The sequence below is a fragment of the Paenibacillus sp. D2_2 genome (assembly GCF_031199965.1).
GTDB lineage: Bacteria > Bacillota > Bacilli > Paenibacillales > Paenibacillaceae > Fontibacillus.
The window spans coordinates 5570776-5597197 of record NZ_CP133605.1 but is presented as its reverse complement, the minus strand read 5'-3'; the positions used below and the strand labels follow the sequence as shown (position 1 = coordinate 5597197).

Below are 26422 nucleotides of genomic sequence, written 5' to 3'. Positions count from 1 at the left end.
GAGAGGGGAATAGTTATAGATCAAGCTTTTTATCACCGCGTTGTTCCAGATTTCGTGCGGTTTGGCTTAGTTCTACGTTTTTCTGGTCTTCAAAGGTTCTGAGTGCAAAGTCAAAGACGGGGTTCGTGACACCGTACCAGTAATTCTCGTTCTTGAAATGATGCCATAAGTGGACTTTCTTCATCCATCGTCCCCACGGGGAGAGCGGGGTGACTGGGCGATGGGCGATATAATGCTTCCATTCGTAGAACAGTAAGAATAAGATTATTCCTGCAATAAAGGCTCTTGTAATCACAAGACTTGATGAGATAAGGTAGGCTGCTGCCCCGGCGATGGCGATGTTCGGAAGAGAGTACCATAAGGGCAGGAACAACAAATGTAGGTCATTTGGACTTGCGTGGTGATCATAATGAAGCCGCTTAATCATTTTGAGAAAGAATGGGTTCTTTGGGGTTCTTATATGAAACAGAAAGCGATGTATGAAGTACTCTGCAGCAGAATAGGCGACCATGCCGATAACTAGAGCAATCCATGGGCCTACGGATGCTAGGTTTGGAATCAGAAAGCCGAAGCTGATCAGAAAGATTACGCACATGATACTGATGTCGGGAAGAGGAAGAACTCTCGTACATATTTAGGTTTCATTCAAAGTACCTCCAGATCGCGTGATGGGGATGGGGGTTAGAGCCATGCTGATATATGGATATGCAGGAAGTACGAGATGTATTGCAGGTTTATTGCGCGGCCTGGGATACTTTAATGGGGATTTTTGATAAAATGGAGCGGGTAACTTAGAACTTTAATTATCTCTAACGAAACTCCATATCGTTATTGAAGTAAAAACGGGACTATTTGAATCTAACGAAACTGGAGATCGTTATTTGGGCTGAATTCAGGCTTTTATCTGTGTTTTGAGATTAATAGTGATACCCTGTTTCGTTAGAATTTTTAACAGCCCTTTTTGGCGCAAATAGCGATACCACGTTTCGTTAGAACCAGGCAGACTGATCACGCCCCGCGGGCGTTCTCAATAAATGAATGAAATGGACTAATCGTCGGGACGGAGGATTTATATGTTGATTCAAATTATTGCTGTGGGCAAATTAAAAGAAAAGTATTTGGTACTGGGCATTCAGGAGTACGCCAAGCGCCTGAGCCCTTACATCAAATTCCAGATGATTGAGGTTGCGGACGAGAAAGCCCCGGACACCTTGAGCGAAGCCGAGGTGTCGATCGTGAAAGAGCGCGAGGGCGAACGCATCCTCGCGCATGTGAAGAGAGCGCGCATGTAGTCGCGCTCGCTATTGGCGGCCAGCTCTGGAGCTCGGAGGAGCTGGCCACCGAACTCGACCGGCTCGGCACCTACGGGTCGAGCCATGTCGCGTTCGTGATCGGAGGGAGCCATGGGCTCTCCGATCAAGTGCTGCGTCGCGCCCAGCAGAAGCTCAGCTTCGGGCGCATGACGCTGCCGCATCAGCTGATGCGGCTGGTGCTCACCGAGCAGATTTATCGCGCGGTGAAGATCAATCGGGGTGAACCCTACCACAAGTAACGGCGAAAAATTTTGTTGTGGACAGTTGGAGAGTGTTGTAGGGGAAGTTGAATAGTTCGACAGAGGGTGTCCCAAAAGTCATAAAATGACGGAGGGACACCCTCTTTTATTTTAATGAGGGAGCGGAGCGCGTAGGGAAGGAGCTGGAGATTGTGCTGAAAGGACAAGACTATATCTCTACCCTTGCCATTTCCAAAATTCAGGTGAAAAGTAGGTAGACTCATGACAAGCGATTAGATTACTATAATGGAAATAAGAGACATACATTGAGCAAATCTGTAGGATATATTCAAGATTCAGGCTGAGTAAGTAAGCGATTAGAGGAGGCCATTTCGTGGGAAGATCATTCGCAAATTTGCATATCAAGTCGAAAAACCTTGAGAAGACTGTCGAAGCATTAAGAGAGCTAAGCGATGGGCATGCCAAAGTATTAGGCAAGCCAAATAATGAGGCTGAAGAGACCAAAGATGTCATGTACGTAAGCAAAAGCAACGAGAACTGGATCAGCGTGCTCCACGATTATTTTGTATGGGGTACGGTGAAGGAGATCGGCAAAACGTTGACCCGGCTTATCGAGGAGCCAGTGATGACCACCGGATATATGAATGAGGAAATATTCGAGTTGTCGTTTTTCGAGAATGGAGACATTCAGGCCGAAAGAATCTTTTGTGAACAGTGGACGAGGGATGAGTATGAACAACTCAAAGAAGAGCGTCTTAATAATGACTACTTGCGGAAAGCGTTGGATATCCGTAATGAGGATTTTGAAGACTTGATTAGCATCACGAGTCCGGAAAAAGCCGTAGATAAGCTGTCAGAACTCATAAGAATGTCTTTATGGAGTGATTCGGAGTGGATACCGCACGAAGAAACGCTCAGAAAACGATTTGAGAAATATGAATTTGAAAATACATGAGCTGTATAGGCACGCTTCCTTGCTTTAAATAGAGATGATGAAGAGCGGAGGTGAGAGAAAAGAAATGGACAAATTAAAGAACAGCGGATTTTATAAACTTAAATTCTTCATAAGTCCGGAAGAGTTTAAAAGCGTTTTGAAGCTTTTTGAACATAAGCAAGCGCAATTTCATCTTACTAATTATGCCCACACAGAGCATGATCAGAATCAGGTGTATGAGGCGTATCAGACATATTATCAGTATTTTGCGGCAGAGGAGAAAAGGAATGATTGTCACCCCTTCTTTGTTTATTCCATTTCTGTTGCGTTTGATGATGAAAGCTCCGGATTTTTTGCGAGAAATGAAGGTGTCCATTTTCCATATTGCGGACAATGGGCAGAGGATGAACTGCCGTGTATCTTGCTTTCATTTCCTAAAGGCTTTCAAATAGATTTGGAAGATAAAAAAGGGAAGTATTATATCTATGAGGATATCCGGGACCATAAGCCGTTAACATATACGTTTTTCGATGAAATAACGGGCGCTATTAAAAAAGTGACAAAGCCGCTTCGCTTCTCGGCGCATGACGTAGATGCTATGAAGGAGCAAAAGCCCTCTGTGCGTATAAGCCATGATGCGATTCACGACTTGAGCAAATCGTGGATTTTCAGTAAATATGGACTTGTGATCAAATAGGAGGATTTACGAATGCGCAAAATATGGAAAAAAGAATACTGATCAATAATCCTATTGCGCTGGACCGGGTTCAGATCGAGCAGGACTTACGTGGCGGCAACCAAGTAATTGTCCAGTTCTCTCACCCTGAGTTTTATGGCTCCATCTTGGAAGAAGTGGATGAGCTTTGCGCGCGCTGGGATGAGGATTTCGGAGTACGTTTTTACGCCCACTATTCCCTGTCTTTTGATTGTCAAAATCTCTTGCGGATTCCCCATGTCAAAATGCTGCAGCTCAATAGTCTCGTCCAGGCCCATCACACCGAAGCATTGGCCAAGCTGGATAACCTGTACAGTTTGAGCTTAGGCATATACGAGCTGGAGAATTCGGAAATTTTGGGGATTGATACGTTGCGATCTCTAAAAATTTTAAACATTATCTCGGATAAAAAGATCCTTAACCTGCAATATTTTAAAGAGTTCTCTTATCTGGAAGAGTTGCATGTAGGGGCAAGGTTAAAAACCTTGATGCAATAGGTTATCTGGAGGACTTGAATTACCTCGCGCTGCATTCGATCAGCAAACTGCCGTTACATTTTATTAACCGGCTGAGGAAGCTGAAGAACCTTCGCATTTTGCTTGGAGGCCGAGAGCATATTCAGGAAATTGAAGAGAATGAAATCGAGGACCTGGAAATCAGTAGAGTCCGCGGTTTTCATGATCTGACCAATATTACGGCCTTTCAAGCCCTGAATAGACTTGTTATTGAGGATCAAATCCAGCTGCAAGAAATCAGCTTTAACCAGGAAATGAAGGCACTGGAGGAGCTATCTATCAGGAATTGTAAAGGCTTGACTCGTTTGATGGGAATGGAGCAACTGCCTTTGCTGCACAAGCTTCACATTTTCAAAACGGCAATCGATTTTGATTCCTTTATCAATCAGAAACTTCCAAATTCTTTATCTTCAGTGGAGTTTGCAACTTTCAAAAGTAAAGCAGACCAGGAAATACAACAATCTTTATTAAAATTGGGTTTTCAATAAAAGGGAGTAGTCTTGGCGACCACTTCGTTTCTCCAGAATCCCTCTCCCCCTCTACCTCGTCTGCCTGTGAAATCAACCCTAATTTTAAGTTACTCGGAGCGAGTTCTGTTGTGAAATTTAATTAGCTGTCAATAAAGTCGGACCATCGTGCGGTAGAAGACCTGTTGACTTGAACCTATGTATAATTAAGGATAATGGAGGAATGCCGAAATAATGTTTGCGATAAAGTTTATCTGTACCTGGGTATTGCTCGTTGCATCATGTTCGGCGGTATGGTGGAGTTTCAAAACAAAAAAGCTTATAACCGTCTCTTGACTGGCGGTCACCGCTAAACTTCTAAACGAAAGCCTCGGTACAGATTATACCAATTATGGTAACTGCTGTTCAGATTTGTATTTTGCTGCTTCATTCCAAAGCGAAGTGCAGGTCCGTTTCATTTCAAACCGAGCTATGCCTATTGATCATTATGGTAACAGGAGGAGTATTTATGTACATTGTATCTCGACCAAAACCGCTGTCTGATGGCCGAAACCAAGCACTTACGAAGAAAGACGCCACTGTTTATCCACCGGGCTACCTCCGGTTTTTGCGGCGATTCGGCGAAGGGACTTACAGAGGGTGGTTGAATGTCCAGTTTCCAGATACGGAGGTGCTTAAACCTTTTGCCGAGTACGGGTTATGGGAGCATGACGAAGACAGCCCCATTACTGAGCAACAGATCGGCGAGTGCATCGTAATAGGTACAACGGTGGATGGTGATTTTCTGGCAGTGCATCCCCAGACGGCTGGGCTGCTCTGGCTACCTCGGCACGCGGTACACGTAAAGGCGATTTCTTTGCAGGTACGCGAGCAGGAAGACGATGGAATGTACGCCTTGGTGCTGGACGAAGTATATCGTCAGGTGTATGGAATCAGTCAAGAGGAGGCTGTCTATTATGAACCGTGGACGGGCACTCGGAGCCATCTCTTTTTGCGTTTACCACAAGGGCAGGACCAGCTTTCGCTGCCCGATCTTGCCGGAATGTGCCAAGCGGATTTTCCACCTGATTTGTCCATTGAGACCCAATATGCTTGCTTCCTGTTCTACCGGCAACTAGGTGGCTATGTACGATTGAATTATGCCTACCAGCAAGAGGTGGCCGTCTTCTATGAACAGGATGCACAACAGGCGTTTGCCGTTATGGAGCAGTGGCTCTTGTCGAAAGGGTGCGAAGCGATCTCAGGAAATAACAGATGATCTGGGTGCTCCTGAAGTGTGGGAGAGGGAGGTATGCATGAAACTAGTTTTTACTCTGGATACACATGGAACGTGTGTGGGTCAATTGAGAGATGAACTGCTACCGTTAGAGGAATTAGCAAATACATGGAAGTTTCCCTATGATATCTTTTTTGTATTGCGTGTTTTACCTGAAAGTTATGGTCGAAAAACATCCAGACGTTTTGATAGCAGGGATCATACCCTCGATTTAGATATCAGCATTAGTTATGAGCAGTATCAACGGTTGTCCAAGCATGAGCAACGTGAGGTATTAGGTATTTACCTCTATAACTATCTGTTAGAGTCCGTTGCTAAATATAAACAGCATGCAGATAAGGAAACCCAAAATCAACTACTGGACCTGGTGAAAAAATGGATGCTTAAAAACAATTGGCTAAATGGAAAGATAAATCAAGCACGGAAACTTCTTTCGCAAGACATGGGTCTTTATGAAGTCAGCCAAAAATTGCAGATGCCATTAGAAGAAATTGAGTATATCCTTCTCCGCATGAATGACTATGAGCCAACTGACGTTCATCCTGACAACCTTGTAGTAGGAAAAGCGCTGCCATATCATTTGTAGAAGGCAGGAGAGATATTCAAAACTTACAATAAACTCATGAATAGGAAGAGAGGATCGAACTCATGTATGAGCGTTTGGCAGAAAAACTGAAAACGACTTCCGCTTTAAAATGGTTTCCTGGTCATGGTGCGGAAGAAAGCTGGATAGCAGAAGCCGAAGAGGAATTAGGATTCCGCCTGCCGCCATCTTATCGCTGGTGGTTGATTCATTATGGTTATGCCGGGCTAAATGGCGGAATATTCTAACGATTGCTGCTCCGGAACACAGAGAGTATTACGACGGCGACCTTCTTTATATACACAGACTGAATATAGCTGAAGAATGGTGGGTAGCCGGTTTCCCCACAGACTGGACTTGTTCGTGCCGGATAGCGACGAGCTTTATTTTTTTGATACGTCTGCTAGAGATAGTCAGGGAGAATTTCCGGTCATGTGTTATGATCTCATGAATGATTTGATCGACGAGTATGCTTCAACGTTTGCGGAGTTTCTAGAACGGCTGATTGACGAGCGTTCTTAAATAATCTGAGCTGATCGACTAACGGAGAGGAGGGGCGTTGTCATGAAGCCGATGCAAGAAATAGAGACGCTGGCGATAGAGATTGCCGATGCTGCCAGAACGCCTTTTCGCGCTCTTTTTGAAAATGGTGAACGTTACTATTACTGTACGCTATATACTACTGGCGAGGGACATGCGCCAAGCATCTCCGCCTGGTCGTGGGAAGCTTTGGAGATAGAATCGGCCAGGCAAGGAGACGAAAGTGACACACCGGGATCGACGATTGCAGAACTCATCAAATGGTCCTACGCCGATTCGCACTATTGTTGTTTTGGGGATGAGAACTTCGATCACGTTAAACAACGATTTATCGAGCGTCCTTTCAATGCGGATCTTGAGAATGATGAAGGGAATCACGAGTTTGATTTGAGACTGAAGGCCATGGAGCTGGCGATGAAAATGCTCGATGATGAAGGCGTGTTTGCCTTGAATCAACTGCGAGAGTCAGTATGCGTCCTTGTCGAAGTCATGCCGCCGGATGAGATAAAACCGAAATCGTCCTACGTTTGAATCGGGCAGAATCTCCGGCTATGCAAGTATGGTTGGCGGAAGCGGCGGAGTAGAAGCATCCGCTTTCGGGAACTCTGACCGTCTACTATGTTCCGATTTAATAAAATGGTCGAGATTAAGGAGGATGTAAGCCTTGCGGCCTCTAGGGGAGCATGCTTTTCGTTACCGTTCATAATCTAATTCGCCCTATAGATGTTACGGAGAACCGTACCATAAATAGGGCGGAAAGTTGAGTTGAAGGTTGAAGCTTTAATGCTAAATATATCAGGAATAGTTCTCTATCATTTGATATAAATAATTTCGAAAGTCTTCAACATAGGTTTTGGGCTCTACAACTTTTAGATGAGTGCCGAAGCTTGCTAAAAGTTGAAATCCCATACGATTTTGTGGGACATAAATGGTTGCTAATAAAAATCCAGAACTATGGTCTTCAATACTTCTTCGACCATACCTTTCGATGATTTAAATCTTTTATGCTAGGCGATATCCATGCCTTAATCGTGACGAATTCAGGTAGATAATTTGCTTCGTGTACTTGCTCTGACCAATCGTCTCTAGGATGAAACGCGCGTTCATCCATAGTAATATGATCGATCCGAGATAACTTGAAAGTTCGATATCCCTGTCGATGTAAACAGAATCCTTTCAAGTACCAACTCGATTCGCTAAAATGCAGCTCATAGGGCTCGACCATTCTATTCGTTACAGCCCCGCCCTTATCTGTATAATCAAACGAAACCAGCCTCTTTTTTGAAATGGATTCTTGACATGTCTTTAAGGTTTCAAGAATCTCGGACCGACCTTCCCAATCATAAAACGACAGTTGAATGGAACGATTTAGAGACAATGGACTAACCATTGCCTCTATTTTTTTTATCGTTCTTTCAACTTCTTCAGTACGGAGGATTTGTTCAAATCCGCCGAGCGCAGTTAATATATTCTGTAAATCGGAGCTGCTTAAAAGGCGTTTATCAACCTTGTATTCATCCATTATGCCGTAGCCCCCTTTGACCCCATTGACAGAGTAGATCGGGATGTTCGATAAGCTCAATGTTTCCATATCGCGAAGGATCGTTCTTTTGGAGACATTGAATAGTTGTGAGAATTCCGTTGTAGAAACAACCTCTTTTTTCAGCAATATCATGATAATCGAAATGAGTCTCTCCACTTTGTCCATAATTGCCCTCTTTTTTACATGATTTCAGAAAGGTGACACCTTGATGTCACCTTTTATCCAATATACTACAAGTATCACAAGAAGGAGGTTTTAATTCAATGTTTAATCCAACCGATTTCCCCAAGCCCACCCATATTTCAGCCAACGGTGTGGAACTCGAAGTGTTTGAAGCAGGCCGAGAAACGCAGGAAAACCTATTGTACTCTGCCACGGCTGGCCAGAGCATGCCTTTTCTTGGCGCCATCAGATGGACGCACTTGCCGCAGCGGGCTACCATGTCATCGTCCCCAACCAGCGGGGTTACGGCAACTCATCCCGTCCGACCGAAGTAACAGACTATGACATTGAACACTTGTCGGGTGATCTCATCGCGCTTCTCGATCACTATGGATACGAGGACGCTACCTTTGTCGGTCATGACTGGGGTGCATTCGTCGTTTGGGGACTGACCTTGTTGCATCCAAACCGCGTCAATAAAGTGATAAATCTGAGCTTGCCTTACCAAGAGCGCGGAGAAAAACCCTGGATCGAGTTCATGGAAGAAATACTTGGCGGCGATTTCTATTTCGTCCACTTCAATCGACAGCCAGGCGTCGCGGACGCCGTATTCGAAGACAATACATACAGGTTCCTTCGCAACCTGTACCGGAAGAACGAGCCTCTCAGAGCACCTGAGCCAGGTATGGCGTTGATCAATCTCGCCAGAGCAGAAACACCGCTCGGTGAGCCCGTATTGAGCGAAAGCGAGCTAGCCGTTTACGTCTCCGCTTTTGAAACATCAGGGTTCACGGGCAGCATAAATTGGTACAGGAACCTTGACCGCAACTGGCGCTTATTGGCGAAAGTGAACCCAATCATCCAGCAGCCGACCCTCATGATCTACGGCGACCGGGATGTGGTTGCGAAGTCTGAAAACCTGACAAAGTTCGTGCCCAATGTGGAAGTGGTCAATCTGGATTGCGGTCATTGGATCCAGGAAGAAAAGCCGGAAGAAACAAACCAAGCGATTTTAAAATGGCTGGAACAATGGGAGATGTAGTTTTTTTCAACAACCAAGAAGAGTTTAACGATTGGTTAGAAGAACATCATGCTGAAGCTAGTGAAATTTGGGTGGGCTATTTTGGGATAAGTACAGGGCGTGCAAGCCTTACTTGGTCTGCATCAGTAGATGCCGCTCTTTGTTTTGGGTGGATTGACGGTATACGAAAAACCATTGATAAACAAAGCTATAAGATTCGCTTTACTCCGCGCAAAGTAAATAGTGTATGGAGTGCTGTGAACGTAAAGAAGGTAAAAGCACTAATACAGCTTGGAAAGATGAGACCAGAAGGAATGCACGTCTTTAACAACAGAACCGATGCACAAGGCTATTCCTCTGAACAAAGAAACGTGGAACTTGCCAAAGAATATGAAGAACAAATCAAGGCAAATCAAACAGCCGGGCTATTCTTCACTAATTTACCACCATCCTATAAAAGAGATTCTATCTGGTGGGTAATGAGCGCCAAGAAAGAAGAGACACGATTAAGAAGGCTTGGAATATTGATCGCTTCATCTGAAGAAGGGCTAAAATTTCAACATCGCAAAAAAATATTACAGAATAAGGAAATATAAACAACAAAAGAATCGTTAAAAGGATTTTTGGTACTGCATAAATCTGGGTCTATTGTTTCCCTGATCCTTAGGAGAGAGGAGCTACTGTATTTCTCAATCATTTAGGGTTTAATTCTCATCAAAAGTCAGAACGTTTTAAATGCGAGGCATAAATCAAATCGCTAACGAGTAATCCCATGATCGTTGCTGCATATGCAGAAATGATCTTTGGGTTTCTTCAAGATCGAGTGAATAAGAGAAGGGAAATGATTATTTTAAACTTCGATTATAGGGATTCCCGCAAGGAGTCTCTTTTCTTTTCTTACGGGTTTTCGACGGTATAACAGGTAATTATTCTTTCATTTTCATCAATTTTGTCAAGCTCGAAAATAGGGGGTGCCTGGCACTTCCTCTTTGCTGATATTGTTCTCTCATTAAAAGAAATCTTCGCGTTTTTTCAATAAGGCGAACGAATGGAATGCTTATTTTCGGAGCGAGGCATTATATCGGTGAGTGTATACAAACCATGTAATGCTTACTGTTAATAATGCCGACGAAATCAAAGCTGTAAGAACACTATATGTTTGCCAAATTAGTATCGCTGACCAATCTAATGCATAGAACATAATACACTGGACAATCGTAGCAATCAGCAAAATAGCTGTTACGATTATTCGCTTTTTTGTCATTGGCTGCCGCTCATTCGTTTTCTTTCTGCGTAATCCTAAGAGAAAGAACAGAACAGCCAATAGGCAAAGAATAATTGTGGTAGACGACAAAATGATGTCCAAAAGCTGTGTGCCGCTTATTCCATATGACTGCGTCAGATTGCCGTCTAATATATCTTTAACTTTTAGTACCATGCTTCTATTGATATTTGCGCCGTTGGTCAGCAAGCAGATGGCTGTTCGTTCATTTAGCAATATGGCCATTTCGGTCCCGAAATTCAGGATTTCCCCCTGGGTGCTCTATAATCGTTTGGTTGGCGTTTACCGACCAGCCCGCCGCATAATACATTTCGTTGACAGCCGGAACAGACATATCACCCTGATGTGATTTTTCGATAACTGTATGGAATATTTCAGGTATATCCTGCACAATACCCATCTGTATGCCCATCCAACGTGCCATATCTTTTGTACTAGAAATGATGTAGGCTGCGGGTTTATTCCCGGAATAATCTGGCGCGTTATATGGAGTTGTCATAAAAAAGGAAGAACGGTAGCCCTGTGCCAACTGTCCGGTGGCTTGAGCATCTTCTTTATAAACATACGTCTGGTGAAGACCCAACGGCTGAAATACCTGTTCCTTCATAAAGTCTTCATAGCTTTGTCCCGACACAATCTCAATAACCAGACCTAATACGTCATAATTAACAGTTCCGTAATTATGCTGCTCACCAGGATAGAACGACAATTCAGAATCTACGAGCATTTCTACGGTTTTTTGCAACATATCCGGCGTATTGCCTTGTGGAATGTTTTGATTGTGAGGGCCATTTGTTAAGCCGCTAGTATGGTGTAAAAAGTTATTGAGTGTCATACTTTGCATATCAACGTGTTTCCCCTGATACTTTAACGTAAACCAAGGCAAATATTTATGGATAGAGTCTGACATTGACAGCAGTCCTTGTTCTTCCATCAGCAGAATACCCATGCCGGTAAAGGATTTACTTACCGAAGCCAGCTCATATAGAGTATTTTCACTTGCCGACAGTCCCTTTTCGCGATCTGCGTACCCAGAAGAAAAGTAGTGCACTTCATTGTTCGCAAGTATTGAGATTGACATTCCCGGTACACCTGATATACGGCTTGCATCATCCAACAATGTTTGTATTGAATCAGATTGCGAATCTGATAATGCATAACCTGGTGTTGCGAATCCGGTGAACAGTATAAGTAATGCAATCATAAAGGCAATAATTTTTTTCATAGTCTCTCCATTCCGAAAAAACTCCCGTACGGAAAATATAAATTTATTCCCCTAAAGTGTAATAAGATATATATTATGAAGCTTATTATTGCAAACTCTTATTGTATGTTAAGAATCATACGATATAAAAAATTAGATTGCTATCATAATCTTCTACTTACTACGAACTATTTTGCTAGGAACACAAAAAGCCCCTCTGCTTCATCATTAGCGGAAGGGGCAATAGTTTGGAAGTATTCCTCAATCTTCTCATCAAAGGTTAGCTCGATCTCTTTGTGATGCACTTATTACCTTATGGACGAGTTCTTTTGATAGGAGTTAAGTTCGCTTTATAGATGATATGGTGAACCGTATCATAAGTAGGGCGAAAAATAATATTGGTGAAGTTGTCTGAGGAATGTTGGAAGGTATGTGGATTTTGATGTCAGGCGAATGCGCAGCAGGCATGTGTTAGGTCTTCGTTGTTATTGGCTTCCTACTACCATCAGCGAATCTTGCGCGCAGCTTTGTCATCATTTTTGCGTTTTTCTCACCTCACACCCAGCAATGGGGCAATAAGCGAGTAGAAAGGAGAATAATCCTATGGAAGTAACCGCACAGGAAGTGGCGGAATGGATGGTCAAGGAAATCAGGTTTACGGGAACGCTATACCAGGCCGATGCGATTGAATATGTGAAGACCCATTTCGGAGAACAATTCGTATTCGTGAATGAGAATGGAAATACATCGCTGTCTAAAGAGGTGAAGAAGGCTTTCCGCAAACTCCACGGCGGCAGAATTGCTTGGGACCGCGACGGATTCTTATGGGCTTGGACCTGAAGAGTATGATGGTGCTCGAACTCCATGAAATCTACCGATTTTCCATATACGCTCATGGAGCATCGTAAGAAGTTGGGTATAATGTGATACCATGTAGTATGCTTGAAGTACGAGCACAGTACACAATCTAATACAAGTAAAGGAAGTAGACTATTATGATCAATATCATCATTCCCACACCTAATGTCACCATTACCAAACAGGTTGGTTCACAGGAAAGCAACATTTACGGCTTCACGGAATTTCACCTGATCACTAGAGAGTTAGGTGGAATTTTCATGTTTTACAACGATAAAGATGAATTGTTGTTCGTCGGAAAAGCCAGAAAGCTTAGACCGAGAATAAAAAAACATTTTGAGGATACCGTATCCCCGATCAGAATGCATAGAGACGAAGTAACGAAAATCGAAGTTTGTATCGTTGAAGATCCTATCCACAGAGAAATTTATGAAACGTATATCATTAATGAAGGCAAGGCCAAATATAACGAAGACAAAGTATTTTTCAGGCAGGCATAAATGACAAACCTTACCATAAGTGACGGCGAAAAATTGAAGTTTGAAGTGTTAGTGCGCTTGTGGAATAGATTGAATTTTAACCTCTACGGCCTTTGGGTTGAGGGGTTTTTGCTTTGATAAGGAAGCAATATTGCGCTACATTTTCCCATATTGTGCTACTATAAGTGAGTCGGATTTATTGCAAATTTCAGGGATATAAGTAAATCGGGGGGATTTACGCAGTTCGTGAATACGACGTTATGCGTAATTACTGCAACATAAAAGGTCGCTAAGTAAAATACACTTAGCGACCCCTCAAAATTACTTATCATTATTACTAGTCAGATTGCTGAATCTATCTCTTAATTGTTTACGTAGATCTGCTTCAGTTTCCAATTGTATGAAACGATGACTTGAAAGATCAAAATGAATCTTTTCTCCCCTTTTTATAGTCAGGATAGTTTCTTTATTTAATGCATGTGCAAAACCTGCTTCATAATAAGTATTAGGTCTCTCGCCAGTTAAATCTGCAATAACATACTTACTTGTAGAAATATAGTCAATAATTTGGTCGGTAATAATTCCTGAATTTTGTACTCTATCTACTTTAATGGGGGTTAAGTTGAATTCTTGGACCACAGGTGGAAGAGCATTAGAGAAGCATTTACATGAGAGATTCATCCGTAACGGATAAGTCCAGTGAGAAGGTCACGGAGATCATCTTGGCGACGGGAGAACGGAACTTCACCATAGATACTTTGGAGAAAATATATGCAGCTCTCCAAATCGATGTCGCCGATTTATTTGGTCATGACACTGTTAAAAACAAAGACGAGGTAGCGCGGCAACAAGCAACTGACGAGTTTATTGCCATGATAAGCAATCTGGATAGTAATAAGATTGAGATCATAAAGCGGATCAATAAAGAGCTAATTCAAGCATTTAACAATAATTAAAAACGAAAAACCACCAATGCCATTTCGGGTTATTGGTGGTTTTGGTTTATCTGGATTCATTTGGGTCGAGAATCGTACACCTGTTCTGGGCACATGCTGGTCACACGGAATTACCCTGCAAGGAGATTTCTGTATTTACTCCAGTCCAGCGATCATACAGCTTGAGCAATTCAACTTGATAAGCGTCAATCGATTGCCCGGTTAAACCAGCATCAGATGCTTGAGTGCCATAAAGCCTATCGGAGCGACTCCGTAATTCATCCCATTCCATTAGCCCATTCCCCCATATTGTACAAGTTCGGATTCGAGTAAAGCATAGAGGAGGAGCGGGACTAATTACAAACTTGACTTCGGTGAATGATTTGAGAGGGATTATGAAGGAATTGCCCGGTTGCTTCGGCTCTCGTGGTTTTTGGCAGTAGTTCGGTAAGCTCTACGTTACAGAGCTTACCTGCAAAACGCAAGTCGTTTTGAAGCTCGGAATACCGCCGCGCGGCACACTTGGGCGCATTTTTCGCCGTTGTCCGCTCGGAAATCGGGTAGACTACGGTCTATAACCCTTTCAGGGATTTTATCCTTTGAGAGTGAGACCTTAAGGATACCGTAAAATCGCCAGATTGGGTCCAGTTGTCAATAAAGTTTTAATAAATTATCATTCTAAAAAAGATGCAGTAAATTCAGCTAATTGCTTTGATTCAGTATGATGTAAATAGTGTCCTCCCTTTATTATTTTAATAGCTGATTTTTCACTATTTTTAACCATGTCTTGATGAATCTTCAACCAGTTATCATCAGTATCAGTACTTTCAGTAGCCAAAAAATATAAAACGGGTAGACTTTTAGGATACTGTATCTCAGCAGTTTTATTAAAATTTTCTAGCATTGATTTGCCTTCATTCATTGTTGCTTTTGACCCTATATTTTTAAGTGATATATATTTATACTGTTCACCTAGTTTATCTCCCACATCCGGAATGTTCAACATGTTGGCGTTCATATTTGAGAGTAATCGGAATAGTCCCGACTTACTTAAAAATTCAATGGTCCCCTCTTTATTATCATCAGCACCCCCTTGTGAAGGAAGGCTATTATCAATTCCTATAAAAGCTTCAACTTCATGAGGATATTTTTTAATATACTCAAGAGAGTAGACCCCTGAAATAGAATGCCCCATAATAGTATACTTATTAATTCCCTGCTTAACCAAAACTTCATGTATTTCCTCGGTTAAATTTTCAACAGATCTTTCTTTGTCCGTATCATCACTTAAACCATACCCAAAAGGTTCTACCGCAATAACTCGATAATTTTTTTCTAACTCATTAATCAGTTGTTTGAAATCAATTATTGGTGCAGCTGTCATATAGCCAGGTAATAAAACGATTGTCTTTTCACCTTTCCCAGAGATCTGGAATTGCATTTTTTTTCCATCTATAACAACAGTTTCACCGTAAGAAACTATCTTCTTTCCTTCACGACTCAGTTGAATTTTATTGTTAATAAAAACTCCTACAAAAAACAATGCAATAATGATTAGTATTGATAGTGAAATAATCCCCAAAATTTTTGAAGTTTTTTTCATTACTTACTCCTTTTTTTACTTAGTAGCCTCCGTAAGATTGTTGAAAAGACTTCATCACTTATAACATTTACTCCACTTTCTTTTAACACATATTGAGCAGCTTTTAATTTTTCAAAAAACGTCTCAACTGTATTTGGAAATAGTGCTTGAATGAACCAAGTACTTGTTAATAAAATAATGATTTCTGCCATTTGTTCTGGTTGTGGTACTGTGATAGAGCCATCCTCATTACCTGCATTAATATACTTTTCTATTTTTGGAGCCAGAACTTCGCAAATTTGAGTGTTATAAATCGAAATAAAAGTTGGATCCCTAAGTAAGGACAACGAAATTGCTGTCGATTTCGTAATATCCTCATTAAACATAGTTTCGAGTAAAATGTTTTGAATTCTTTCTAAACCACTTAAATCATCTCGCTCATCGATAGAATCTAATAAATCTTGTTCTGGTATAAACCTTTTTGCGATTCCTACAATAATTTGATATTTGGATTCAAAATGATGGTAAATAGCACCCCGAGTGAGTCCATCCAATCCAGCAACAATATCACTGATAGAAGTTTGCTCATACCCTTTCTCAATAAATAAAACAGAAGCAGTATCTAGTATTAAGTTTCTGACTTCCTTTGCTGTATATTTTTTCCTCAAATTGCCCCTCCTAAAAACATTCAATCGGTATGTTTTTTCATAAGTTTAAAACAAATAGGCATAAATATCAACTCTTTTTTAATAATTCTTGATAAGTAAAATCAACTTATATATTTTCGTGTTTCACTAAGTCGATGCTGCCGATTTATTTCGTCATGACGCTGTTAAGAACAAAGACGAAGTAGCGCGGCGGCAAGCAACTGACGAGTTTATTGCCATGCCGCGCGGCACACTTAGGCGCATTTTTCGCCGATGCCCCCGTTAAGCTGAACCGTATCATAAGTAGGGCGAAATTTTTGGCCTTAGCCGCGAAACATGTAGAGTGATACTACTGATGCTTAAGCGAACCGCCCTTGGTCTTAATCGGTTTGTCCATAAGGCCGACCGTTGGCAACTTGTTTCTCCTTGCTCATTCGAAGAGCAAAGACCAATATTAACGTCGCGGGAACAAATAACCACATAAACATGTGAGTGAGCGAGTAGGCAAACGCTCCGGTCATCCTTCTCAATAAATCATCAGGGATTTGCGAACGCCCTCCCTGCGTCAGCAGAGCTTCCGGATTCAGGTTTTGCAGATGCCCCTTTGCATTTTCATTATCGGATAGCAACTTGCTTATCTGATTGGTCAGCAAATTCTTCTGAATGATGCCAAATACGGTAATGCCGACGGTCATGCCGAATGCGCGCAGAAACGTTAGAATGGAGTTTGCGGCTCCCCGCTCAGCCCCGTCGACGCTCCGATTCGTCCCAATGCTTAGGACAGAGAAAGAAAAGCCGACCCCAATTCCGATAACGATCATGTAGAGAGCAGACAACAACGGTGTCGTGTCCTCGGTCATTCGAATCAGAAGAAAAACGCCGCTCGCGTAGACGCATCCAGATATCAGCATAGTAACGCGATAACCGATTTTCCTAATGAGCGTCGAACCGGTCATGCTGGTTAGGATCGAGCTAAGAAGCAGAGGTATCAAAATGAATCCAGAATTGATTGCTGGTCGTCCCATAACACCTTGTACGAATAAGGGCATATACACGATTACAACAATGTAGGCTGCTCCATATATAAATGCCAATAGGAGGCATGTGGAGAGGAGTCTGTTCTTGAACATTCGGAATGAAATGATCGGCTCCGGCACTTTCTTTTCGGCATATAAGAAGGTACAGAACAGCAGTACGAACATGAAAAATAATGTAACGATGACAGGAGAAGTCCATTCGTATTCACTCCCTCCCATCTCCAAGGCAAAAGACAAGCAAACAAGAGAACCTACAAGCGTGAACGTTCCCAGCCAATCAATCTTTTGATTGGAGCGGGTATGGGTTTCCCGATAAAAGAAAATGACCAAACCCAGGCTGATCAGTCCCGGGATCAAATTGAGATAAAAGATCCAGCGCCAACCAAGCATCTCCGTTAAATAGGAGCCCAATAGGGGCCCCAGAATGCTTGCCAAGCCGAATGCCGACCCGAATAATCCTCCGATCCGTCCTCTTTTTTCATCCGGAATAATACTATAGGCAATGGTGAAGACAATAGGTTCTACAACACCACCCCCGATACCTTGAATAGCTCGATAGATACTAAGCTCAACCATATTGTGAGCGAGTCCACAAAGAATCGATCCAAGAAGAAAGATGAATACGCCGAACACAAAAAAACGTTTGCGTCCGAACATATCCGAGAGTTTACCGTAAATCGGCATGCCTGCGAGTTCCGCGATGAAGTAAGCGGATGATACCCATACATATTTATCGATTCCGCCAAGATCAGCAACGATCGTTCCCATGGCTGTAGACACAACAGTCTGATCTAATGCGGCAACGAAAAGACTGATCAACAATCCGGTTAAAATCAAGCCTGTATTGCTTTTTGCCACGTTTAATTCACCTTCTCATTAAATTTGTTTGTGTTAAGCAAATATAAGTGTAAAGAATCAGGCAGAGCCTGTTCATTTACTTAATTACGGCTTTTCCGTTTTCCAGGATTGGATTATTTTTCTGCGATGGGCTTTTTTATCGCTTATGGGGTATTTCGCCTTCCAGCTTGTTAGCTCATTTGAGAATCTGGACATTAAATTCGTTATATCTTGGATATCATCCGCGTCCCAATGACCGATTATTGAGGAGAATAAATGAGTAGCCTGTTCAGTCAAAGTATCTAATAGCCGCTTGCCATCGCTCGTAACGCTAATAAGAACGGAGCGTTGATCGGCAGGGTCTTTGGTCAAACGAATGACCCCGTCTTGCTCCAAGGCTTGAATTCGACGGGTAATGGAGGACGGGTTTACTTCAAGGACGGCTGCGATGTCGGAGGCACGAACTGCCTCGTGCGTATGACAATAATCCAAGATGAGAGCCGTTACCTGATCGATCCCTCTGGACTGCAGATCTTTAATTTCATGAGCAACAGTCAACATAGTCAAAGCCAATTCTTTCATCATTTCTTTATTTGCATTCATTGATTGTACTCCCTCCAATAATTTGTTTGCTTTAAGCAAATTATAGAAGGTTGATTTAAAATTTTCAAGCCCAAAGATAACTCCACTATTAAAAGGGAATAATCGCTTTTTTTGCCGATGCCCCCGTTAAGCTGAACCTTATCATAAATAGGGCGAATTAATTGGCTTAATCCCCCAAGGTGTGTGGTTATTCTTATCATAACAGCTGTAGTGAGTGATGCAGGAGAGATTGTAAGGCTGTCGCTCTTCATATCTATGCTCGGATGGGTGTTGTACAAAGGAAGTCACAACATATAATCGATAAGGAACTTCATTAGTAGTGAAAAGGAGTGTACAGTACGGTTTCCGGGAGGCTCGCTTGCGTGCTCGAGGCCCTCGGCTTGACGGCACCTAGAAATTACCTTTGAACAACAAGCTCGCGAAATTCCAAGTAGGCAATTCTATATAATAGACATAAAGATATCTCTATCGTCCGTTTCTCTGCTATATTAACTGTGATAAATTATGGACAGTAAGTACTTATTTAAATGTCTTAGAAGAAAATGACTAGGGGAGAAATACTTCTTGGAAACGCACTCATCTAAATATCAAATGAAAAAGAGCTATATTATATTATTGCTAGTCTCCATATTAGTTGTTTTAACCGGTTTGCGCATTTTGTGGATGGAATCGTTTCATGTTCCCAAACAGGCGTCAATTTATAATGGGCAATCCGATTTGCGTAATTGGAATGCAGAAGATGGCAGCATTCTCTTACTTGATGGCGAATGGGAGTTTTATCCTTCGCAATGGTTGATAGATGGTAGTCGGCAACAATTGTTAGGCGATAATGCGCCAAGGCATATTCAGGTACCGGGAGGATGGAGTGAAGCTTTGCATGCTGACAAGCCATCTCCATACGGGTATGGCTCTTATCGTTTGCGTCTTTATGTAGACCCAGCAAAGCACCTTAATTATAGTATTCGTGTACCCAGCGTACGCACTGCATCAGAATTATATGTAAACGGTCGATTGCTTACTAAATCCGGACAGGTAGCGACAACAAAGGATGAATATATTTCGAAGGACTTACCTTATTCTACAACCTTTACAGCAGATGACAACGGTGTAATCGAACTCGTCATTCAGGCGGCAAATTATGTGGATAGTCGAAGCGGGGGCATTGTTCGATCCGTTAAATTTGGTTCAAAAGAAGCCATTGCCAAAGAGACGAAAGCTTCCACTTTTATGCAATTTTTGGCAGCGATTATATTTATTATGCATGCTGTCTATGCGCTTATTTTGTATTTGCTAGGAAATAAGGAAAAGAAGCTGCTTTATTTCAGTTTGCTTGCATTATGTGTAACGATCATGAGTGTCTTTAGTACGGATGAGAAGTTGTTCCATCAATTATACTACATTGGGGTTAATTGGGATTTCAGGGTGGCTAATATTGCTTTCGTTATTGCAGCCTATGCTTTGCTCCAGTGTACGAATCATCGCGAGCTTCCATATTGGCGTAGGATGTACCCTGTCTATAAAGTAATGAATCTAGGGACTGCTGGCATCACTTTGTTTTTAGATCCAACTCAAGTGATTATGCTCTTTCCGGTTTATTATCTATTACTTGGTACTGCTGGAGTTATTACGCTGATTACAATGTTTAAAAAAGTAATCAAAGATTTAAAGAGCAATCTTTTACTGCTTTTCTCTTTTCTTGCGATGATGAACCATTGTCTTTGGTCGTTAATCTTGTTGGATAGCGGTTTGAGTCTTGTCTACTATCCGTTCGATATGATTATTGCGATGGGGTGTTTAGCCTCTGAATGGTTTAAGGGTTACTTTATCATGCATGCGAACACCAAAGAGCTTGCTGCAACCTTGCAAAGAATGAATGATCATAAGGATCAATTTCTGGCAAACACTTCGCATGAATTTAAAAATCCGCTGCATAGCATTCTTAACATGTCACAATCTGTTTTACAAAGGGAGCAGCATTTATTGCAGGAACGGAGCATCAAGGAGCTTGAAACGGTCTTATCTGTAGGACGTCGGCTGACATGGATATTAAACGACTTAATTGATGTAATGAGCTTACAGGAAGGCAATCCGCGTCTACAGAAAAAAGTCATATTTATTCAGCCGATCGTGACCGGAGTAATGGATATGCTGCAATTTAATGCAGAAGTAAAGTCTGTCCAAATTGCAAATCAGATTTCCGAAGATTTTCCCCAGTAATTGCGGATGAGAATCGAGTGATCCAAATCGTGTTCAATCTACTTCATAATGCTGTGAAATATACGAATGAAGGGACAATTTCGATTCAAGCTTTTGCCAAAGACGGAAGAGCGTATATTGTGATTGCTGATACGGGGATCGGAATGGATGAGCACATGCTTAAGCGCTTATTCCGTCCGTATGAGCAAGGCAGTACGAGTGTGACCATGATTGAAGGCGGCTTTGGGTTAGGTTTAAGCATAAGCAAGCAACTAGTTGAGCTTCATGGGGTACGTTAGATGTGTCTTCTGCTTTAGGAGAAGGTTCAACATTTACATTTTCATTAGAGCTAGCAGACTTGAAAGTGGTGGAAGAGAATGATGTGACGAACTCATTTGATTCTTTACCATTACAATTCAAGCCGATTCAAGAAAATGTTTCGATAAAAGCGGAAAAGGCAGATATCCCGATGGCTGCGAAACCAACAACTTTATTAGAAATGAATCGTGACCGTCCGATCCTATTAATTGTTGATGATGACCCTATCAATCTTCAAGTGCTTGAAGCCATACTACCACCGGACGAATATGAGGTAATGATGGTAACGAGCGGTAAAGAAGCGTTGGCTGTACTAGATACAAAGGAATGGGATCTGGTCATCTCCGATATCATGATGCCGCGAATGTCCGGTTATGAGCTGACACGAATGATTCGTGAGCGGTTTACACTTACGGAGCTCCCTGTATTGCTCCTTACCGCAAGAAGTCAACCGAAAGATATTCAGAGCGGTTTTATAGCGGGGGCAAACGATTATGTGACGAAGCCAGTGGAAGCAATAGAAATAAAATCGCGGATCGAGGCGTTAACTACGATTAAACGATCCGTTCGGGAACAACTGCGATTAGAAGCTGCATGGCTGCAAGCGCAAATCCAGCCTCATTTTATATTTAATGCGTTGAATGCTGTAGTAGCTTTAAGCGATATTGATTTGGATAAGATGCGTAATTTGCTCGATGAATTCAGCAATTTTTTGAGGAATAAATTTAAATTCCAAAATATGGATAGGCTTGTTCCGATCGAAGAGGAGTTAAGTCTAGTGCGTTCTTATCTATATATTGAAAAGGCTCGGTTTGAAGAAAGGTTACAGGTTATTTGGGAGATAGATGGCTGCGGGGACATAAAAGTCCCATTTCTTACGATCCAGCCTCTCGTTGAAAATGCGATAAGACATGGCATAATGAAGCGTAATCGTGGAGGAACGATTCTAATTCGGATTCTTGTCTATAAGACGCATGCAGAGATAACCGTTGAAGACGATGGGGACGGAATAGACGAGGCTCAATTGCAACGAATATTTGAAAGAAAAGCAGATAGTCGTTCAGGGGTCGGATTGATTAATACGGATCAGCGATTAAAACGGCACTTCGGAACAGGACTTCATATCACAAGTACGTTAGGTACAGGGACAAAGGTAACTTTTCATGTACATAACAGGTTGAATAGCGGGGATAAAGCTAGGTGATAAATAAGTGATTGAATGAGGAGCATCCTTGGCTGCTCCTTTCTTAATTATCGCCGATGCCCCCGTTAAGCTGAACCGTATCATAAGTAGCGGCAATACAACTCGAAAGAAATGGAACAGCTAGGCTATTTGTCAGGAGGCAGTGTGGAACTTTTTACCGATACTCCAAGCGATGGGATTCAAATGGTTTGAAGTTGGTTGTAAACAGTGTTACACTCAAAATCTATATTTTGTAATACACCTAATAATAGTCACTATTTTAGTTAGAAAGGAAGGTAATACTGTGATAAAGGTTGATAAATTATCTTACTCATTCCCGCAAAAAGAACTATATAAAAACATTTCATTTACGCTTGAAGAGGCACAACATTGCGCTTTTATAGGAACGAGTGGCAATGGGAAAAGTACATTAATAGATATACTGATGGATCCAGAAAGATATTTGTTCGAGGGCAAATTAGAAGTTGACCCGAATTGCAAAATTGGGCATGTAAGTCAATTCCCCCAACAAGATAAAACGAAAGAAACAACAGTTTTTGAATATATAGCGGAAGAATTTATTAAGATACAAAATGAAATAACATCTATTTGTACAGAGATGGAAACATCATCGGATATTGATTCATTATTAGAAAAGTATCAATTAGCTTTAGACGCATTTGATTCAATCGGTGGGGATGATTTTGAGAGCAAAATTAATAAGAAACTAAATCTAGCAAACCTCATGAATTTAAAAGATGTTAGGGTATCCGATCTGAGTGGTGGGGAATTCAAACTTATTCAAGTGATGAAGGAAATGCTTAGTAGTCCAGACTTAATGATTATGGACGAACCTGATGTATTTTTAGATTTTGAAAACCTAAATGCGCTAAGAGATCTTATTAATTCTCACAAAGGAATGCTGCTAGTTGTTACGCACAACCGATATCTATTGAATCATTGTTTCAACAAAATTATACACCTTGAAAATAAAGAGATCCAAGAGTTTGAAGGGCGATATATTGATTATAACTTCTCATTACTTCAGACTAAAATTGAGTTGCAAGAAATCGCAGTCGCTGAACAAGAAGAAATTGAGAGATACGATAACATCATTGATAATCTTAGAGCTATCGCGACTGTTGATGCAGATGCATCTAGAGGGAGAGCACTAAAAGCCAGAGTTAAGTTTCAAGAAAGATTGGAAGCACGTAGAATTAAAGCGCCATTTGTTGATATGAAGCAACCGAATATTCGTTTTGATATGGATCATGAAATGGAAGATACCGTTGTTGTAAATGTTAATAATTATCGTGTTGCCTTTGATGAGCTGCTGCTAGACCATGTTAACTTTGAGATAAAATCTACGGATAAAGTAGCCATTATTGGTTCAAATGGTACCGGAAAACGACTTTACTCCGAGATATCTATAAAAACAATCAGGATTCAATTGAAATAAATGCTGATGTTAAAGTGGCTTATTTATCTCAGATTCAAGGCGAAATGCTAAAGGATTCTAATACAATACTCGAAGAATTCATCGATGCTGGGTTTAAAACGTATGATGAGATTAGATCGTATATTTCTGGCTATGGGTTTGAAGGAGAAATCGTTAATCAGAAGATAGAATCTCTATCTGGTGGAGAAAAAAATACGCTTCAATTGGCCAAAGTTGCTGCCAGTAAAGCAAACGTATTGCTTCTAGATGAACCGACAAGCCATTTAGATACCTATTCACAAATCGCATTGGAGAAAGCCATTGAAGACTATAAAGGTGCGATTCTCATGATTTCACATGATTTCTATTCTGTTGTAAATGGTATGGATTATGTTTTAATCATCGACGATAAGACGATAAGAAAAATGAGTATGCGTAAATTTAGACAGATGATTTATGCTAGTCATTTTAATAAAGACTATTTAGAAGCTGAACAAAATAAAAAAGCAGTTGAAATGAAAATAGAATTGGCTTTAAAAAATACTGATTTTGAATCTGCAAAAGTATTGGTTGATGAGCTAGAAGAGCTGATTAAGTTGCTTTAAAATACACCCTTCTTATTGAAAAGGAGACCCCTCGAAAAAGGGGTCTTTGTACTAGGTTAAGAATATGATATATTCAAGATTTTGGATTTGATTCGATTTGCAAGGGGAGGTACCATATGAGTTCCATTCTTAACGTTATAGAAAAGCTAAGTATGATCAGATCATCCAATCAAAGGCTGGTGGTCCCGATGTTTCCGAAGCAATAGAGTTCTATTTTGAGTCCGTATACACTGCGATAACAAACGTCGAATGCTGAATTTCTGGCAGTGCTATACCTCAAAAGAAACCACTCCGGCAGTCTCATAATCCACGATGACAAAAACATCCTTGATGTGGATTTCAAAAACATCCAATGTGTCGCCAATGGCTGCGAGCGTCTCATCATATCCGGGAATTTTTTGGGAAAACAGGTCCTTGATCTCTTCTATGGTGTACCTGCTCTTATGTACAACTGCATGATTGGAGCGGGCATGCGGCACGGAAGATCCGTCAGAGGGGACGGTTGTGAAGGCAACATTGTTATTTTGAGAAAACTCAGCCACCTTCTGATTCTCCCTGTCCGTCGCAAAATACAGGATTCCCGGCTTGCTGGCATCATAGCAGAAGTTGACAATCCTTACATTGGGTAGACCTGCTACCGCTGTTGCCAGAGCAATTTCGTTGGTCTTGTCTAATATGTGGTAAAATTCGTTCTTATAATCCACTTATATTTCCTCCTTAGCATTTGATAAACTTAGTATAGCAATGTATCGCTGACAGCTTGTATGTCAGTCATAGTACATAAACTTCAGGGGGATGATTATGAAGCTGGAACGAATGATTGCTATCATTATGCTGCTCTTGCAAAGAGAGAAGATGGGCGGGAAAGAGCTGGCCGAGCTGTTCGAAGTTTCACTTAGAACCATTTATCGTGACATTGAAACAATTAATCAAGCAGGTATCCCGATTGTGACCAGCTCCGGTGTAGGCGGGGGAATTGGGATCATGAATCAGTATAAGATAGAAAAAGGTTTTTTTACGGTCAAGGACATTACCGCTATGCTGATGGGGCTTGGCTTTATATCCAATACATTATCCGGTGAGGAAACCACTGCTACCCTGGCCAAAGTAAAGAGCTTTATCCCGGAGGATAAACAGCATGAAATTACGCTGAAAGCCAACCAAATCTCTTTTGACTTATCCGCTTGGCTAGGCAGCAATGATCTGCAGACCAAAGTTGAAGTGATTCGAACAGCCTTGGAAAATTGCAGCATACTGTCTTTTATGTATCTAAGCGCTAAAGGAGACAAGGTCAAGCGGACCCTGGAACCTCATCGTCTATTATTGAAAGAAAATCATTGGTACGTGCAGGGGTATTGTTTGAACCGACAGCAATTTCGGGTATTCAAGCTATCCCGCATATCTGAAATGGAGAGAACAGAAGACCGTTTTACCATGGGTGAGGTTCCCCGGCTTTTTCAGAGTTTACAGATACCATGTCCAGGAAAATGCAAAAAATAAAATTGCAGCTTGACCATTCCATCCTCGACCGGATATTGGATTATTGCGGAGAAGAGAACATTACTCCCCTCGGTAATGGCAAATTCTATGCATATTTTGATTTTATTGAAGATGATTATGGTTACGGAATCCTAATGAGCTTCGGAGATAAATGCCAATGCATTGAACCTGAGCATGTGCGCAATGAAATGAAGAGACGACTCAATGATTCAATAAAAGCATATTTTTGAAATACAAAACAAAGAAACCACTCTAACTTGCCCTTTAGCCATTGCGGTGAACCGTATCATAAGTAGGGCGAAATTCGTGGCAGGCGCAGTCCTTAGGCACTGTCACCCCAATCAAACCTATAGATCGAACTCATTAATAATAGGAGCCTATTTGATGTAATGATGATCATTATCTGAAATGACCTGCTGTCTCATTGATATCTCCTCAAAGAAAAGGCC

Annotated in this window: 22 protein-coding genes and 6 pseudogenes; 18 read left to right on the top strand and 10 right to left on the bottom strand. The window is 41.5% G+C overall.

Features of this window, described 5'->3' with window-relative positions:
* Positions 1-13 precede the first annotated feature (13 nt).
* Positions 14-645, bottom strand: a pseudogene (locus RE628_RS28610) (sterol desaturase family protein).
* A gap of 428 nt (positions 646-1073) precedes the next feature.
* Here RE628_RS28610 and rlmH point away from each other — a divergent pair.
* The 9 genes and pseudogenes from rlmH to RE628_RS28565 all read left to right on the top strand — a co-directional run bounded on the left by rlmH (position 1074) and on the right by RE628_RS28565 (position 7074).
* Positions 1074-1552, top strand: a pseudogene (rlmH, locus tag RE628_RS28605) (23S rRNA (pseudouridine(1915)-N(3))-methyltransferase RlmH).
* A 334-nt stretch (positions 1553-1886) separates the two neighbouring features.
* Positions 1887-2468 carry a hypothetical protein gene (locus tag RE628_RS28600; RefSeq protein WP_309156718.1) on the top strand — a complete coding sequence of 194 codons (582 nt, stop codon included), beginning with the start codon at positions 1887-1889 and terminating at the stop codon, positions 2466-2468.
* 64 nt (positions 2469-2532) lie between these two features.
* Positions 2533-3144, top strand: a complete 612-nt coding sequence (locus RE628_RS28595) for a hypothetical protein (protein WP_309156715.1) — start codon at positions 2533-2535, stop codon at positions 3142-3144.
* A 23-nt stretch (positions 3145-3167) separates the two neighbouring features.
* Complete coding sequence (locus RE628_RS28590) at positions 3168-3659, top strand: hypothetical protein (RefSeq protein WP_309156713.1); 492 nt, start codon at positions 3168-3170, stop codon at positions 3657-3659.
* A 14-nt stretch (positions 3660-3673) separates the two neighbouring features.
* A complete protein-coding gene (locus tag RE628_RS28585) occupies positions 3674-4165 on the top strand; it encodes a hypothetical protein (RefSeq protein WP_309156711.1) in 492 nt (163 codons plus the stop codon).
* 370 nt (positions 4166-4535) lie between these two features.
* Positions 4536-5402, top strand: coding sequence for a hypothetical protein (locus RE628_RS28580; protein WP_309156708.1), 867 nt, complete (start codon positions 4536-4538; stop codon positions 5400-5402).
* Between the two features lie 37 nt (positions 5403-5439).
* Complete coding sequence (locus RE628_RS28575) at positions 5440-6006, top strand: Imm44 family immunity protein (RefSeq protein ID WP_309156706.1); 567 nt, start codon at positions 5440-5442, stop codon at positions 6004-6006.
* Between the two features lie 62 nt (positions 6007-6068).
* Positions 6069-6251, top strand: a complete 183-nt coding sequence (locus RE628_RS28570) for an SMI1/KNR4 family protein (RefSeq protein ID WP_309156704.1) — start codon at positions 6069-6071, stop codon at positions 6249-6251.
* 316 nt (positions 6252-6567) lie between these two features.
* A complete protein-coding gene (locus tag RE628_RS28565) occupies positions 6568-7074 on the top strand; it encodes a DUF4303 domain-containing protein (protein ID WP_309156702.1) in 507 nt (168 codons plus the stop codon).
* Positions 7075-7338: 264 nt separating this feature from the next.
* On the opposite strand, the pseudogene RE628_RS28560 reads toward RE628_RS28565, so the two are convergent.
* Positions 7339-8251: pseudogene (locus RE628_RS28560) on the bottom strand (helix-turn-helix transcriptional regulator).
* A gap of 247 nt (positions 8252-8498) precedes the next feature.
* Between RE628_RS28560 and RE628_RS28555 the strand changes: the two are divergent.
* Both RE628_RS28555 and RE628_RS28550 read left to right on the top strand, forming a co-directional pair.
* The gene (locus RE628_RS28555; RefSeq protein WP_309156701.1) at positions 8499-9290 is read left to right on the top strand and encodes an alpha/beta fold hydrolase; all 792 of its coding nucleotides are present in this window, start codon (positions 8499-8501) and stop codon (positions 9288-9290) included.
* Positions 9266-9865 carry a YdeI/OmpD-associated family protein gene (locus RE628_RS28550; RefSeq protein WP_309156700.1) on the top strand — a complete coding sequence of 200 codons (600 nt, stop codon included), beginning with the start codon at positions 9266-9268 and terminating at the stop codon, positions 9863-9865. Before RE628_RS28555 ends, RE628_RS28550 begins: the two co-directional genes overlap by 25 nt.
* Before the next feature lie 461 nt (positions 9866-10326).
* Here RE628_RS28550 and RE628_RS28545 read toward each other — a convergent pair.
* Positions 10327-11776 (bottom strand): annotated as a pseudogene (locus RE628_RS28545) (serine hydrolase domain-containing protein).
* 582 nt (positions 11777-12358) lie between these two features.
* On the opposite strand from RE628_RS28545, the gene RE628_RS28540 reads away from it, so the two are divergent.
* Both RE628_RS28540 and RE628_RS28535 read left to right on the top strand, forming a co-directional pair.
* Entirely contained in the window at positions 12359-12595 is a 237-nt protein-coding gene (locus RE628_RS28540) for a DUF6953 family protein (RefSeq protein WP_127004066.1), read from the top strand.
* A 155-nt stretch (positions 12596-12750) separates the two neighbouring features.
* Positions 12751-13113, top strand: coding sequence for a nucleotide excision repair endonuclease (locus tag RE628_RS28535; protein WP_309156699.1), 363 nt, complete (start codon positions 12751-12753; stop codon positions 13111-13113).
* A 300-nt stretch (positions 13114-13413) separates the two neighbouring features.
* On the opposite strand, the gene RE628_RS28530 is transcribed toward RE628_RS28535, so the two are convergent.
* A complete protein-coding gene (locus tag RE628_RS28530) occupies positions 13414-13731 on the bottom strand; it encodes a hypothetical protein (RefSeq protein WP_309156698.1) in 318 nt (105 codons plus the stop codon).
* 29 nt (positions 13732-13760) lie between these two features.
* Here RE628_RS28530 and RE628_RS28525 point away from each other — a divergent pair, with 29 nt between their 5' ends.
* Positions 13761-14048 carry an XRE family transcriptional regulator gene (locus tag RE628_RS28525; protein ID WP_309156697.1) on the top strand — a complete coding sequence of 96 codons (288 nt, stop codon included), beginning with the start codon at positions 13761-13763 and terminating at the stop codon, positions 14046-14048.
* A 100-nt stretch (positions 14049-14148) separates the two neighbouring features.
* On the opposite strand, the gene RE628_RS28520 is transcribed toward RE628_RS28525, so the two are convergent.
* The 5 genes from RE628_RS28520 to RE628_RS28500 all read right to left on the bottom strand — a co-directional run bounded on the left by RE628_RS28520 (position 14149) and on the right by RE628_RS28500 (position 18733).
* The gene (locus RE628_RS28520; RefSeq protein WP_309156696.1) at positions 14149-14319 is read right to left on the bottom strand and encodes a hypothetical protein; all 171 of its coding nucleotides are present in this window, start codon (positions 14317-14319) and stop codon (positions 14149-14151) included.
* 381 nt (positions 14320-14700) lie between these two features.
* Positions 14701-15630 (bottom strand): alpha/beta hydrolase, encoded by a 930-nt coding sequence (locus RE628_RS28515; RefSeq protein ID WP_309156695.1) that lies wholly within the window; start codon positions 15628-15630, stop codon positions 14701-14703.
* Positions 15630-16277: a TetR/AcrR family transcriptional regulator gene (locus RE628_RS28510; protein WP_309156694.1), complete on the bottom strand. Its 648-nt coding sequence runs from the start codon at positions 16275-16277 to the stop codon at positions 15630-15632. Before RE628_RS28510 ends, RE628_RS28515 begins: the two co-directional genes overlap by 1 nt.
* Positions 16278-16636: 359 nt before the next feature.
* A complete protein-coding gene (locus tag RE628_RS28505; RefSeq protein ID WP_309156693.1) occupies positions 16637-18151 on the bottom strand; it encodes an MDR family MFS transporter in 1515 nt (504 codons plus the stop codon).
* 84 nt (positions 18152-18235) lie between these two features.
* Positions 18236-18733: a MarR family winged helix-turn-helix transcriptional regulator gene (locus tag RE628_RS28500; protein ID WP_309156692.1), complete on the bottom strand. Its 498-nt coding sequence runs from the start codon at positions 18731-18733 to the stop codon at positions 18236-18238.
* A gap of 591 nt (positions 18734-19324) precedes the next feature.
* Here RE628_RS28500 and RE628_RS28495 point away from each other — a divergent pair.
* Positions 19325-22451 (top strand): annotated as a pseudogene (locus RE628_RS28495) (ATP-binding protein).
* Between the two features lie 283 nt (positions 22452-22734).
* Positions 22735-24473, top strand: a pseudogene (locus tag RE628_RS28490) (ABC-F family ATP-binding cassette domain-containing protein).
* A 269-nt stretch (positions 24474-24742) separates the two neighbouring features.
* Here RE628_RS28490 and RE628_RS28485 read toward each other — a convergent pair.
* Positions 24743-25177, bottom strand: a complete 435-nt coding sequence (locus RE628_RS28485) for a pyridoxamine 5'-phosphate oxidase family protein (protein ID WP_309156691.1) — start codon at positions 25175-25177, stop codon at positions 24743-24745.
* Between the two features lie 97 nt (positions 25178-25274).
* Here RE628_RS28485 and RE628_RS28480 point away from each other — a divergent pair, with 97 nt between their 5' ends.
* On the top strand, positions 25275-25973 hold the full coding sequence (locus RE628_RS28480; RefSeq protein WP_309156690.1) for a helix-turn-helix transcriptional regulator: 699 nt from the start codon (positions 25275-25277) through the stop codon (positions 25971-25973).
* Positions 25961-26203 carry a WCX domain-containing protein gene (locus tag RE628_RS28475; RefSeq protein WP_309156689.1) on the top strand — a complete coding sequence of 81 codons (243 nt, stop codon included), beginning with the start codon at positions 25961-25963 and terminating at the stop codon, positions 26201-26203. The genes RE628_RS28480 and RE628_RS28475 overlap by 13 nt, the downstream gene beginning before the upstream one ends.
* Positions 26204-26422 lie beyond the last annotated feature (219 nt).

Coding starts and splice junctions, on each gene's coding strand:
- RE628_RS28595 (WP_309156715.1), top strand. CDS start 2,533: ATGGACAAATTAAAGAACAGCGGATTTTATAAACTTAAATTCTTCATA.
- RE628_RS28590 (WP_309156713.1), top strand. CDS start 3,168: ATGGAAAAAAGAATACTGATCAATAATCCTATTGCGCTGGACCGGGTT.
- RE628_RS28580 (WP_309156708.1), top strand. CDS start 4,536: ATGGTAACTGCTGTTCAGATTTGTATTTTGCTGCTTCATTCCAAAGCG.
- RE628_RS28575 (WP_309156706.1), top strand. CDS start 5,440: ATGAAACTAGTTTTTACTCTGGATACACATGGAACGTGTGTGGGTCAA.
- RE628_RS28570 (WP_309156704.1), top strand. CDS start 6,069: ATGTATGAGCGTTTGGCAGAAAAACTGAAAACGACTTCCGCTTTAAAA.
- RE628_RS28565 (WP_309156702.1), top strand. CDS start 6,568: ATGAAGCCGATGCAAGAAATAGAGACGCTGGCGATAGAGATTGCCGAT.
- RE628_RS28555 (WP_309156701.1), top strand. CDS start 8,499: ATGGACGCACTTGCCGCAGCGGGCTACCATGTCATCGTCCCCAACCAG.
- RE628_RS28550 (WP_309156700.1), top strand. CDS start 9,266: ATGGCTGGAACAATGGGAGATGTAGTTTTTTTCAACAACCAAGAAGAG.
- RE628_RS28540 (WP_127004066.1), top strand. CDS start 12,359: ATGGAAGTAACCGCACAGGAAGTGGCGGAATGGATGGTCAAGGAAATC.
- RE628_RS28535 (WP_309156699.1), top strand. CDS start 12,751: ATGATCAATATCATCATTCCCACACCTAATGTCACCATTACCAAACAG.
- RE628_RS28525 (WP_309156697.1), top strand. CDS start 13,761: ATGAGAGATTCATCCGTAACGGATAAGTCCAGTGAGAAGGTCACGGAG.
- RE628_RS28520 (WP_309156696.1), bottom strand. CDS start 14,319: ATGGAATGGGATGAATTACGGAGTCGCTCCGATAGGCTTTATGGCACT.
- RE628_RS28515 (WP_309156695.1), bottom strand. CDS start 15,630: ATGAAAAAAACTTCAAAAATTTTGGGGATTATTTCACTATCAATACTA.
- RE628_RS28500 (WP_309156692.1), bottom strand. CDS start 18,733: ATGAATGCAAATAAAGAAATGATGAAAGAATTGGCTTTGACTATGTTG.
- RE628_RS28480 (WP_309156690.1), top strand. CDS start 25,275: ATGAAGCTGGAACGAATGATTGCTATCATTATGCTGCTCTTGCAAAGA.
- RE628_RS28475 (WP_309156689.1), top strand. CDS start 25,961: ATGCAAAAAATAAAATTGCAGCTTGACCATTCCATCCTCGACCGGATA.